Here is a 12,293-nt window from a genome sequence, read left to right as displayed (position 1 = left end):
TCCGCCGATTGACGGCAATCTGGAGTATGGGGCTGTTCTCGTTGTGTAATCAACGAGCATGGCAGCATACTCCTGTTTTTTGAGCCATTCGCATGCTGCGATTCCGCAGTCTGGGCAGCGGCAGCGCCGGCAACGCCTTGCTCATCGAAGCCAGCCCCGCCACCGCGCCGATCACGTGCGCAGGGGAACCGGGTTCCGCGGCGGACGCGGCCGGCGGTGTTGGGCCCGTCGCACAGGGCGACCTGATCGGCGGGCTGCCAGGCGGCGAGGTCACGCGCGTGCTCGTCGATTGTGGCCTGGGCCAGCGCGAGTTGCAGGCCCGGTTGAAGGCCACCGGCCTGCAGCTGGCCGATCTGCACGCCATCTTCGTCACCCACGAGCACAGCGACCACGTGGGCTGCGCGCCCGCGCTGGCCGAGCGGCTGGGCATCCCGCTGTGGCTGTCGCATGGCACCTGGCAGGCCATCGGCCAGCCCGCGGTGGGCGGGCTGGTGCGCTTTGCCAGCGATGGCGTGACCATCGCCGTGAGCGCGTGTTGCCTGCTGCAACCCTTCACCGTGCCGCACGACGCACGCGAGCCGCTGCAGCTCGTGGTCAGCGACGGGCAACGCCGGCTCGGCATCTGCACCGACCTGGGCCACCCCAGCGCCCACGTGGTGGATAGCCTGCAAGGCTGTCACGCCCTGGTGCTGGAGAGCAACCACGACCCCGAACTGCTGGCGGCATCGCGGTATCCGGCCTTCCTCAAGCGCCGCGTGGCCGGTTCGCTGGGGCACCTGAGCAACGCCAAGGCGGCGCAGCTGCTGGCCAGCGTCATGCACGACGACCTGGCCCTGGTGGTGGCCGCGCACCTGAGCGAGCAGAACAACCGCCCCGACCTGGCGCTGGGCGAGCTGCGGTCCGCGCTCGGCCTGTTCTCGCCGCAGCTGCTGGCGGCCACGGCCGATCAGGGGTGCGACTGGTTCCGGGTGTGAGGCCTGACCGCGCCGAGGGCCGCTTGCTGGCCTGGCGTGGCAACTCCGTTCCTTTTGTGATGCCGCATCGCGACCCCATTCCAGCCGTCATGGGGACCATTTTTGAATTGAATTTGAAGCTATTTCCTACCAGCAATGTTGTTGGACTTTGAACGCCAAAGTTCTACCAACTCCATTTGGTCTTCAGGCTGAGTCAAAAACTGGACATCTGCATCAGGGATAACCATCCATGGGGCTTTGCTTCGAGTCCACAAGTGGGCAATGGGCTTGAATGCATGCGGCTGGTCCAAGGTGCCGAGTTGAACCACAACAACGGCTTCATTCCGTGGCGTCCCCCATAGACGCGTGCCACAGTCCCTGCACATTTGCCACCTTGGTTCTGCCATCAGATAGAGCTGCGCGATAAGCAACTGGTTGACCCGATGTGAGTTCCATGCTGGCGCTTCTCGCCAGCATGGAAAGCGCGAACGCACTTCCGGTTCGTCGTTGGCAATCGATGCAGTGGCATGCATAGACAGACAAAGGATTGCCACTGATCCGATCCCTATTCACCCCACACAGGCACCCGCCTTCAAAAGTGGTATTCATCATTGCTCCTGGACACGACGTGGGCGATGTCAGCCAAACTGCTCCTTGGAGGAAGGCCTTGCGACATTCAGATGATGCTGTTTGACAAATGATCAGCTGATCTGCTTGAGCGCCATGTGAATCAGTGGAAAGGGGTTGCCTTGTCCGTCCAGCGGCGATCGGCCAACCTCGCTGAATCCACAATGCGCATAGAACGCGACTGCGTCGGGGTTCTGTTCATTGACATCGACTTTGGTTGCGCCTTGATGGGTTATCGCGTTCTTGAGCAAGATCGAGCCTATCCCTTGTTTTCTGTGGGATGGGGATATGAAAAGCATCTCAACATTCTGGTTGGCAACACCAATGAAGCCGACCATGTCACCATGTTCGTCGCTGGCGACTCGCAAATCCACTGCATCGAAATGGTGTTCGAGTATCAGGGGTTTGAGGGTTTGAATGTGCTCTTCACTCAAGAAGTCGTGAGTGGCGCGAACTGAATCTTCCCAAATTTCCATTAATTTCAAGTAATCATTTTTGGTGGGGGTGCAGATTTTCATGCGGACCTTTGATGTGTCTGGGAATGATGTCGTTTGATTCTCACTGCTGATGATCAAGCTCCGTGGGAAAGGCGGCAGGCCGGTCACGCGCCGGCCTGGGGCACATGTGCATGCGGCCCTCAAGAGGGCCGCATCTGATCATTTCTTCTTTTTGCCTTGGTCGTAATGCCACTTGATGGCGAAGAACATGCAGGTTCCGAACACGAGGACCTTGAACACGATGAAGACGACGGGGACCCAATCCATTTCAGCATTTCCAGACGATGGCCTGACCCGGTGGCGTGAGGAGCACGGCACCGTCGCAAGTCACGTTCATCATACCGTTCCCCTCACGGCACCCATGCCGGCAGCAGGGCCTGCGCGGGGCTGCCGAACCTGATACACATCCGCTCGCATGTCTGCTTTTATCCAGAGGCAGTATGAATCCATTGCCGTTGAATTGAAAACGGGAAATCATCCATACCCCATTCGCATCACGCCATGGATCGTGCCGCTGCCGGCTGATGGACGACGCGCAGCAGCGCCGACAGGCCCAGCGTCAACGCGAAGGCGGGCAGGGCGCTGCCCCAATGTGGTGCCCACTGAGCAAGCGCGTGGTAGCCACCAATGCCCAGCAGCCAGATGGCCACGGCGCCGCCGTTGACCGCGGGCGCGCGGCTCAGCAGGCCGGCCACGTCGCGCCGACCCGCCAGGCTGCCGACGATGACCCCAAACAGCGGCGTGAAGACAGACGACAGCAGGATCAGGAAGGGCTCCAGGCTGTGCATCTGCAGCACGATGGCCAGCACCGTGCAGGCCAGCGCCACCACCACCGCCCAGTGGCGCACGCTGCGGCGTGGCAGCAGGCTGTGCGCGCTCATGGCGGCCGAGTAGGTGTCGCCGTAGGCGTTGTCCACCTCATCCAGCAGCACCAGGGCCAGCGCCAGCAGCCCGCCTTGCACCAGCAGCACCGCGGCCATCATCTCGGTGCCCGGCATCAGCGTGGCGATCAGCACGCCCAGCCCATAACACCAGGCGTTGGCCAGCGCAAAGCCGGCCCAGGTGCCCCAGAACGCGCCCTTGGCGCTGCGGCCATGGCGCGCGTAGTCGGCCACCAGCGGCAGCCACGAGACGGGCATGGCGATCACCAGGTCAAGCGCGGACAGGCGGCTCATGCTGCCGTTGCCGGGCGTGGCCGTGAGTGCTGCCCAACCCTGGGTGTGTGCCTGGCCCAGCAGCTGCCAGCTGATCCACAGCAAGGCCAGCACGACCAGCGGCAGGGCCACGCGCGCGATGAGCTGGCGCACCAGCCGCACCATGGGCAGGGTCATCAGCAGCGTCAGCAACGCGCCCCAGGCCAGCGTGGCCCACAGGGCGGCGGAGGTGCCGGCACCGATCCAGCCCAGCCGGCTCACGATGGCCACGGTGGCCTCGCGCATCACCACCAGCTCGAACGCACCCCAGCCCAGCAGCTGCACGATGTTGAGCAGCACCGGCAGCTGGGCGAAGCGCCGGCCCATGACCGCGTGCATCAGCCCGGCGCTGGCGAGCCCATGCGTGGCGCCGATGTGGGCCACCCAGGCCAACAAGGCTGCGCCGAGCAATGAGCCGCCCGCGATCACCCACAACGCGCCCGTGAAGCCAAGTGCTGGTGCGATCAGGGCACCCATCTGCAGCACCAGCAGGCCCACGCCCAGGCTGAACCACAGCGCCGCATGGTTGTGCCAGGCAAACACGCGCTCGTGTGCGGCAACCACCTGCAGGCTGTGGTTGGTCACGCTGCCCTGGGCGGCGGGAGGAGGGGAAACGGTCATGGCGCACTCCGGCAGCTCGCGCTGCAGCGCCAGGGCCCGGGCCGACCCCTGACGGGGCGACGAGACCGTGCGGCCTGTGGGCTGACGTGCTTCCCTGCGCGAGGATGATCTCAATCAGGTTCAAAGGGACTCTCTCAGCCCGCCGGCCTCGAGAGACACGGCCGGGCACCCCCAGCAAACACCGGCGTGAATGCGCCGGCCGCGCGATTGTAGTGGCGTGCCTGGAGTGCAAGGAAAGACGTGGCGGTGGCTCTGAAGAGGCAGGGTGTAGAGGACCGGCGCTCAGGCTGCTGCGTCGGGCAGGGCGCTGCGGCCCGCGCTGCCTGATGCGGACGCCGGTCAGCAGATGCAGCTCAGCGGTCCCATGGCGGCGCAGGCCCGAAGTAGCACCTTCGGGCGCAATCGGCGTCTCGATGTGACGGGATGTTTCAGGCACACTGCACCCTTCATCTGGAGGCAGGAGCACACCCATGGACATGCAGAGCGCGCCACAGCGCCCCGAATTCCCCATCGACCCCGTCGCCTGGCTGGAGAACCCGCCGTGGCGGCAGCCCACCCCAAAAACCAAGCCCCGCGCGTCCAAAGCGGCCAAGGCCTTGCACCTGACGGATGTGCCGCCCCTGGCGCCGCAGCTGCGTTGGAGCGAGGTCTTCGAGGCCGCTGCTGCCCAGGCCCTCGAGACAGGCAGCGAGGTCGAGCAGCTGGCTGCCCTGGGTGTCGACCTGGCAGACTTTCAGGACGAGGATCAAGTGGAGCTGGTGCCGTTGCGGCAGGCCCTGGCGGCCCGTGACGCCGACGCCGTCGCGCAGACCCTGCGTGAACTGAACGAAAAGATCAGCCCGTACTGGGCGCGCCAACCGTTGCAGGAATTCGATGGCGATGGCCGTGACTGGCTCAAGCTCGGTGACCTGGCCGCGCCCCTGTGGAACCGCCTGGCCGCTCGCTACGTGCACGCCGGTGCCGCTGCTTTCGTGCCTGCGCTGGGCCTGGCGGGCTTGCCTGCCATGGAGGCCTGGTGCGCGCGCAGCCTGGCCAGCGCCATTGACCTGGCCTTGTGCATGGCCAGCGAGCCCCTGGCGCGCTCGGCCGGTTTGGCGGTCGTCAGCGGCAAGGCGCACGCCATCCACGGCAAGGCCTGGCTCAAGGCCTGGCCCGAGTACGCCGCGGCCGCGCACTTGCCCGATGCCCTGTGCGGCAAAGGCAAGGCGCAGACGGTGGCGCGCACGGTGCTGCTGTGGCTGGTGGACGAGGGACTGCGTGAATCGGTGCTGGCGGGCGCGCAGCGGCTGGAAGCCCTGGGCCACGCCGGCGCCCTGCAGGCCACCCACGAGCTGCTGGCGGATGACCCACTGCTGCGCTACCCGACCCGCGTGGGCGAGTTGCCCGAGTTCTGGCCGCAGCTGGCTGCCCATGCGCCGCAGTGGGTGCAGGGCGGCACGCTGTCGTCCCCGGCCCTGCAGACGCTGGGCGAAATGCTGAGTTTTCCGGCAGGCGCGGGGCGCTATGCGGGGCTGGCCCTGGTCCGCGAGGCCTGCACCCCCGAATCGCTGGCGGCCTTCGCCTGGGCGCTGATGCAGGCCTGGGAGGCGGACCGCGCCAACCGCTCGGTGTCGTCGTGGCGGCCCCGCGAACCTGGCGCCGAGCTCCTCAAGCCGACCGCCAAGTACGACTGGGCCTTCTGGGCGCTGGGCGTGCTGGGCAACGACCAGACCGCCCGCGACCTGGCCAAGTGCGCGCGCGTCTGGCCCACCGAGGGCCTGTCGGCGCGGGCCGGCACGGCGCTTGAAATCCTGGCCGAGATGGGCACCGACGTGGCGCTGGGCGAAATCGCCGCGATCGCCGAGCGCGTGAAGTCGCGTCCGCTCAAGCTCAAGGCTCAGGAGATGATGCGCAAGATCGGCCTCATGCGTGGCCTGTCGGCGCAGGACCTGGAGGATCGCCTGGTGCCCACACTGGGGCTGAACACCAAGGGCGAGCGGGTGCTGGACTTCGGACCGCGGCAATTCCTGCTGCGGCTGGACGAACAGCTCAAACCCCAGCTGCGCGCGCTGGAAGACGGACGCCCTGGTGCCCGCGTGGCCAAGCTGCCCGCCGTGGGCGCGCGCGACGACGCGGCACTGGCCAGCGCCGCCACAGCCGCCTACAAGGCGGTGGCCAAGCAGACCAAGGCCATCGGCGCCTCGCACATCAAGCGCCTGGAGAAGGCCATGCGCGAGCAGCGCCGTTGGACGCCAGATGACTTTCAGGTGGTGTATGTCCAGCATCCCGTTTTGCGGCAGATCGCTGCGCGGGTGATCTGGGGGTTGTATGCGCCGGCCCAGCCGGGTGGCCCTGCGCGGCCGCTGGCGGCCTTCCGGGTTGCGGCCGATGGCGAGCTGCTGCAGGCCGACGAGGCGCCCCTGGTCTGGCCCGACGTGCCCGTCAAGGTCGGCGTGGTGCACCCCTTGCAGCTGGATGCCGCCACGCTGGCTGCATTCGGTCAGGTGTTTGTCGATTACGAACTGCTGCAGCCCTTCGAGCAACTGGGCCGGCAGGTCGCGCGCGACCTCACGGCCGAGCAAGCCGTGGCGGCCGTGCTGGCCTGGGACGGCAAAGCCCTGGAACCCTTGCGCGTGCTGGGCCTGGACGCCCGCGGCTGGGACAACTGGCGCGACAGCGGCTTCATCTGCAGCTACCAGCGCAGCCTGCCTGGGCAGCGTCAGGTCACGTTGGATCTGGAACCCGGCGTCGCCCTGTTCAGCCCGCGCGACTCGGGGGCGCAGACCCTGCACCTGCGGCTGACCCAGCAGGGCCAGCCCCAGGACTGGCGCGAGCTGGACCCGATCACGCTGGCCGAGCTGCTGCGCGACCTCGAGCACATTGGCGGATGAGGCTGATCGCCGCCCGCTCGGTTGCCGGGCCGAGCGGCTGACCCACGCGCCAACCACCGCGAAGGCGAGGGCACGCCTGCTGCAAGCTGGGGCAACGGCAATGGCAGCAGCCATGAAAAAGCCGCCCGAAGGCGGCTTGGCAGGCGCTACGGGGCCAACCAGGGCTGCGGTCAGGCCGCGACCACCGGCATCACCTTGAATTCGCCGCTGGCGATCTTCTTTTGCCACTCGGCCGGGCCGGTGATGTGGGCGCTGGTGCCGCCGGCATCCACGGCCACGGTCACCGGCATGTCGACCACGTCGAACTCGTAGATGGCTTCCATGCCCAGGTCCTCGAAGCCGACGACCTTGGCCTGCTTGATGGCCTTGCTGACCAGGTAGGCGGCGCCGCCCACGGCCATCAGGTAGGCCGACTTGTGGTTCTTGATGCTCTCGATGGCCACAGGGCCGCGCTCGGCCTTGCCGATCATGGCGATGAGGCCGGTCTGCTCCAGCATCATGTCGGTGAACTTGTCCATGCGCGTGGCCGTGGTCGGGCCGGCCGGGCCGACGGCCTCGTCCTTCACCGGGTCGACCGGGCCGACGTAGTAGATGACGCGGTTGGTGAAGTCCACCGGCAGCTTCTCGCCCTTGGCCAGCATGTCCTGGATGCGCTTGTGGGCGGCGTCACGGCCGGTCAGCATCTTGCCGTTCAAGAGCAGCGTGTCGCCGGGCTTCCAGCTGGCAACTTCTTCCTTGGTCAGCGTGTTCAGGTCGACCTTCTTGGACTTGTTGTAGTCCGGCGCCCAGTCGATCTTGGGCCACAGGTCCAGCGACGGGGCTTCCAGGTACACGGGACCCGAGCCGTCCAGCACGAAGTGAGCGTGGCGCGTGGCGGCGCAGTTGGGGATCATGGCCACGGGCTTGGAGGCCGCGTGCGTGGGGTACATCTTGATCTTGATGTCCAGCACCGTGGCCAGGCCGCCCAGGCCCTGCGCGCCGATGCCCAAGGCGTTGACCTTCTCGTACAGCTCCAGGCGCAGCTCTTCGACCTGGTCCAGCTTCTCGCCACGCTGGCTCTTGGCCAGCAGCTGGTACATGTCCAGGTCTTCCATCAGGCTTTCCTTGGCCAGCAGCACCGCCTTTTCGGCCGTGCCGCCAATGCCGATGCCCAGCATGCCCGGCGGGCACCAGCCGGCGCCCATGGTGGGCACAGTCTTGAGCACCCAGTCCACCAGCGAGTCGCTGGGGTTCATCATGATCATCTTGGACTTGTTCTCGCTGCCGCCGCCCTTGGCGGCCACGGTCACGTCCACGGTGTTGCCGGGCACGATCTGCACGTTGATCACGGCCGGCGTGTTGTCCTTGGTGTTCTTGCGCGCGAAGTGTGGGTCGGCCACGACCGAGGCGCGCAGCGTGTTGTCGGGGTGGTTATAGCCGCGCCGCACGCCTTCGTTGATGGCGTCTTCCAGGCCGCCGGTGAAACCTTCCCAGCGCACGTCCATGCCGATCTTGAGGAACACGTTGACGATGCCGGTGTCCTGACAGATGGGGCGGTGGCCGGTGGCGGCCATCTTGGAGTTGGTCAGGATCTGCGCCATCGCATCCTTGGCAGCCGGGCTTTGCTCGCGCTCGTACGCCTGGGCCAGATGCTGGATGTAATCGGCAGGGTGGTAGTAGCTGATGTATTGCAGGGCGCCTGCGATCGAGTCGATCAGGTCCTGTTGGCGGATCGTCGTGGTCATGTTGTGTGGCGTGGGTTGGTGGCGTCGGGGGGCGCCACATGGGAAAACCCGCCGATTATCAACCCAAGCCAGGGGGCCCTCGACCCGGGCCCGGCACCGCCAGCCGGGGCGGTGTGTGCGGTGGGCCAGGCCTGTGTGTTGCCGGACCAAGTCGTGCCTTTCAAGGGGTATCAGGTGATTGCCGTTGTCTTGGCATCGACAATCGCCGTGTACTGCTTCCTCTCAAAGCCAGGCTCAGCCCGGCGGCGTGCATCAGTCCAGCACCACGCCTGTCGCCGCCGTGCTGCGCTTGACGATGGCGTAGTAGCGCTCGAAGTTGGCCTGGGCCTCCGCGGGCAGGTTGCCGTGCGGGTAGATGCCGCCTTCCTGCAGGTACTGCACGACCTTGGGCGTGGCGGCCGCCACCTTGAAGGCCTCGCCCAGGCGGCTCAGCACGGCGGGCGGCAGGCCCTTGGGCGCGAAGATGGCCATGGGGCCTTCGCGGCTCCAGCTCTCCTGCTTGAAGCCTTGCTCGGACAGCAGCGGCACGTCGGGCAGCATGGGTGAGCGGCGCGAGCCCTGCACGCCGATGCAGCGCAGCTTGCCCGAGGCCTTGTGCGCCTGCACGTGGATGCCGGCGACGATGGAGGCGTTGATCTGGCCGCCCAGCAGGTCCTGCACCATGGGGCCTTCGCCCTTGTAGGGCACGTGCAGCAGCTTGGCACCGTACTCGTTGTTGAGCAGCGTGAGCGAGACGTGGTTGGGGGTGCCGGCGCCCAGGCTGGCCATGCTGACCTTGTCGGGGTTGGCCTTGGAGTACTCGACCAGCTCGCGCACGTTGTTCACCGGCAGGCTGCTGTTCACCACCCAGGCACCGCCCAGCATGGCCGATTCGGACACGCAGATCAGGTCCTTCTCGGGGTTGAAGCGCAGCTTGGTGTAGAGCACCGAGGCGCTGGGCAGCAGCGAACTCAGCGTCAGCAGCAGCGTGTGGCCATCAGCCGGCGACTTGGCCACCAGCTCGGCGCCGATGGTGCCACCCACGCCGGGGCGGTTGTCCACGATGACGGGTTGGCCCAGCTGCGTGCTGACCGATGCGCCCAGGTTGCGCGCCAGGGCGTCGGTCAGGCCGCCGGGCGGGAAGGGCACGATCAGCTTGATGGGCTTGGAGGGGAAGGCGTCGGTGTTGGCCCAGGCTGGCGTGCAGCTGGCGGCCAGGCCCAGCGCACCCAGCTGGCAGAACTGGCGGCGGGTGGGCGTGGATGGTTGGCTCATGTCGTTGCGTCTCCTAGGGTGATGTGATCTGCACGCCATCCTCGGTGGGGCTTCGGCGCACAACCGGCCATTGGCGCATGGCGGCGCGATCGGCCGCATCGGGTAAGCCCGGAGCTGGGGTCCAAAGTTGTCGCCTGGGCTACAAAGCGGCGCCGGTGGGGGCACCCAAGCGGCTCCCGCACCCTCCCGCGCCGGCTGCCTTTTCGGCGCCATTGCAATCGGCCGCGAAGCGCCCATGTAACGGTTCGTGTGCGCGGCGGACACCGGCGTCCCTTGACGGGGCGGCCCTGGGACGCCCAGGCGCATCAACGAACACGGGGTGAACGGTTGCTGAACGCATGGCTTGACGGGGGTGGTTGGCACCCCGGCACCTGGATGGGGCTCGCGGTGCTGCTGCTGGGCCTGGCGCTGGCGGGCTGGTTCTGGTGGCGGCCCAGCTGGGTGGCCCTGCGCCGCGCGCGCATCCGGCGGCGGCCGTTTCCGGCCGCCTGGCGAAAAATCCTGCGCGAGCAGGTGCCGGCCGTGGCACGCCTGCCGGCCAACCTGCAGCTCAAGCTCAAGGGCGATGTGCAGGTCTTCCTGGCCGAGAAGCCCTTCATCGGCTGCGCCGGGCTCGAGGTGACCGACACCATGCGCCTGGTGGTGGCCGCCCAGGCTTGCCTGCTGCAGTTGGGGCGGCGCAACCACCTGTTCCCCGACCTGACGCAGGTGTTGCTCTACCCCGGCGCCTTCATCGTGCAGCGCACCGAGGCCGCCGGCCTGGGCCTGCAGCGCGATGTGCAGCGCGTGCTGTCGGGCGAATCGTGGTCGCAGGGCCAGGTCATCCTGTCGTGGGACGACGTGCTGGCCGGCGCGGCCCGGCCAGCCGATGGCCACAACGTGGTGGTGCACGAGTTCGCGCACCAGCTCGACCAGGAGAAGGGCGTGGCCAACGGCGCGCCACCGCTGCCGTTGCGCACCGGCCGCGCCGGCCGTGTGCGCTGGGCTCAGGTGCTGGGCGAGGCCTTCACGCGCCTGCGCCAGCAGATCGACCGCGGCGAAGACCACCTGCTGGACGCCTACGGCGCCACCGACCCGGCCGAGTTCTTCGCTGTGGCGTGCGAGGTGTTCTTCGAACAACCCGAGGCGCTGGCCCAGGCCGAGCCGGCCCTGTTCGAGCAGCTGTGCCTGTGCCACCGCGTCAACCCGCTGAGTTGGCGCTGATGGCCTTGAGAAGCTGGCCGATGCGACCGGGCTTTGCCGGCGGCACCTCCAAGCACGCCCAGAGCCTCTCTAGGATTGGGCACCGTTCTACCGCAGCGAAGGGCCGCTCCCGAGCAAGGCACGGCCCCCTTGGGGGGCGCCCAGCATAGGGGCAGCGGACCAGGCGCAGCCGGGGAGCGTGGGGCCTCATGTCACCCAGGCGCTGACGCCTCGCCCTGGCCTGAGCCAGCATGCCGCCTCGTGCATCGCGCAATTCAACGAGCAAGGAGCAAGCCGTGATTTCGAATTTCAAGGACAAGGTGGCCGTGTTGACCGGGGGCGCTTCGGGTTTCGGCCTGGAGATGGCCCGCATCGGCGTGGCGCGCGGCATGCGGGTGGTGTTGGTGGACGTGCAGCAAGATGCCCTGGACGCCGCCGTGAAGGAGCTGACCGCGGCGGGCGGCCAGGTCATGGCGCGCAAGGTGGACGTGGCCAATCCCCAAGCCATGGAAGCCCTGGCGGCCGAGGTCAAGGCGACCTGGGGCGCGCCCAACCTGGTGTTCAACAACGCCGGCGTGTCGACGGGTGGCCTGATCTGGGAAAACTCCGTCGCCGACTGGGAGTGGGTGCTGGGCGTCAACCTGTGGGGCGTGATCCACGGCGTGCGCGTGTTCACCCCCATGATGCTGGAGGCTGCCAAGACCCAGCCCGGCTACGAGGGCCACATCGTCAACACCGCCAGCATGGCGGGCCTGGTCACCATGCCCAACATGGGCGTCTACAACGTCAGCAAGCATGCCGTGGTGGCGTTCACCGAAACGCTGTACCAAGACCTGCAGCTGGTGACCGACCACATCTCGGCCAGCGTGCTGTGCCCGTATTTCGTGCCCACGGGCATCGACAAGAGCGACCGCAACCGCCCCGACAAGGATGCCCAGCTGTCCAAGAGCCAGTTGCTGAAGAAGGAGCTGACGTCGTCCGCGGTCAGCAAGGGCAAGGTGTCGGCCGCCGACATCGCGCGCAACGTGTTCGAGGCCACCGAGCACAACCACTTCTACATCTACAGCCACCCGCATGCGCTGGCCAGCGTGCAGCAGCGCGCCGATGCCATCGTGAACCGCACGCAGCCGCCCAACCCCTACGCCGCCAAGCCCGAAATCGGCGAAATGCTGCGCAAGGCCTTCCGCGTGGCCTACGAATGAGCCCGGCCTGAGGGCCTTGAGCCCTGACGCGCACCGCCAACCCCGCCCGCGCCCCCGCGTCGGCGGGGTTTTGTTTGGGCGTCGCGCGATCGCTGCGCTGCGCATTGCGAGCCCGTGGCCGGCATCGAGGCGGTACGGCTCACGGCCTGGCCGTCCGGTGCCCTGGTGCA

The 12,293-nt window shown here is 67.2% G+C and carries 10 protein-coding genes and 1 riboswitch; of the genes, 4 read left to right on the top strand and 6 right to left on the bottom strand.

Translation table 11 applies throughout. The features are described 5' to 3' along the window. Positions 1–92 precede the first annotated feature (92 nt). Complete coding sequence (locus CCO03_RS10565; RefSeq protein ID WP_087280860.1) at positions 93–974, top strand: MBL fold metallo-hydrolase; 882 nt, start codon at positions 93–95, stop codon at positions 972–974. Positions 975–1,093: 119 nt separating this feature from the next. Here CCO03_RS10565 and CCO03_RS20765 read toward each other — a convergent pair whose 3' ends face one another. The 4 genes from CCO03_RS20765 to CCO03_RS10540 all read right to left on the bottom strand — a co-directional run bounded on the left by CCO03_RS20765 (position 1,094) and on the right by CCO03_RS10540 (position 3,891). Then, positions 1,094–1,339 (bottom strand): GFA family protein, encoded by a 246-nt coding sequence (locus tag CCO03_RS20765; RefSeq protein WP_157667635.1) that lies wholly within the window; start codon positions 1,337–1,339, stop codon positions 1,094–1,096. Then, positions 1,293–1,562: a GFA family protein gene (locus CCO03_RS20840; RefSeq protein ID WP_157667634.1), complete on the bottom strand. Its 270-nt coding sequence runs from the start codon at positions 1,560–1,562 to the stop codon at positions 1,293–1,295. Before CCO03_RS20840 ends, CCO03_RS20765 begins: the two co-directional genes overlap by 47 nt. Before the next feature lie 92 nt (positions 1,563–1,654). Then, the gene (locus tag CCO03_RS10550; RefSeq protein WP_087280854.1) at positions 1,655–2,098 is read right to left on the bottom strand and encodes a GNAT family N-acetyltransferase; all 444 of its coding nucleotides are present in this window, start codon (positions 2,096–2,098) and stop codon (positions 1,655–1,657) included. A 473-nt stretch (positions 2,099–2,571) separates the two neighbouring features. Next, entirely contained in the window at positions 2,572–3,891 is a 1,320-nt protein-coding gene (locus CCO03_RS10540) for a purine-cytosine permease family protein (RefSeq protein ID WP_087284539.1), read from the bottom strand. A 74-nt stretch (positions 3,892–3,965) separates the two neighbouring features. Beyond that, positions 3,966–4,074: riboswitch (TPP riboswitch) on the bottom strand. Positions 4,075–4,361: 287 nt separating this feature from the next. On the opposite strand from CCO03_RS10540, the gene CCO03_RS10535 reads away from it, so the two are divergent. Further along, positions 4,362–6,761, top strand: a complete 2,400-nt coding sequence (locus tag CCO03_RS10535; protein WP_087280850.1) for a DUF4132 domain-containing protein — start codon at positions 4,362–4,364, stop codon at positions 6,759–6,761. A 170-nt stretch (positions 6,762–6,931) separates the two neighbouring features. Here CCO03_RS10535 and CCO03_RS10530 read toward each other — a convergent pair whose 3' ends face one another. Further along, positions 6,932–8,485 (bottom strand): fumarate hydratase, encoded by a 1,554-nt coding sequence (locus tag CCO03_RS10530; RefSeq protein WP_087280848.1) that lies wholly within the window; start codon positions 8,483–8,485, stop codon positions 6,932–6,934. 252 nt (positions 8,486–8,737) lie between these two features. Next, on the bottom strand, positions 8,738–9,739 hold the full coding sequence (locus CCO03_RS10525) for a Bug family tripartite tricarboxylate transporter substrate binding protein (protein WP_157667633.1): 1,002 nt from the start codon (positions 9,737–9,739) through the stop codon (positions 8,738–8,740). 375 nt (positions 9,740–10,114) lie between these two features. Between CCO03_RS10525 and CCO03_RS10520 the strand changes: the two genes are divergently transcribed. Both CCO03_RS10520 and CCO03_RS10515 read left to right on the top strand, forming a co-directional pair. Next, positions 10,115–10,942: a M90 family metallopeptidase gene (locus CCO03_RS10520; RefSeq protein WP_087280844.1), complete on the top strand. Its 828-nt coding sequence runs from the start codon at positions 10,115–10,117 to the stop codon at positions 10,940–10,942. A gap of 275 nt (positions 10,943–11,217) precedes the next feature. Next, the gene (locus CCO03_RS10515; protein WP_087280841.1) at positions 11,218–12,123 is read left to right on the top strand and encodes an SDR family oxidoreductase; all 906 of its coding nucleotides are present in this window, start codon (positions 11,218–11,220) and stop codon (positions 12,121–12,123) included. The last annotated feature ends 170 nt before the right edge of the window (positions 12,124–12,293 follow it).

Origin of the sequence: Comamonas serinivorans, assembly GCF_002158865.1 — a bacterium.
GTDB classification, from domain to species: Bacteria; Pseudomonadota; Gammaproteobacteria; order Burkholderiales; family Burkholderiaceae_C; genus Comamonas_E; species Comamonas_E serinivorans.
This window is presented reverse-complemented; position numbering and strand designations above follow the sequence as displayed.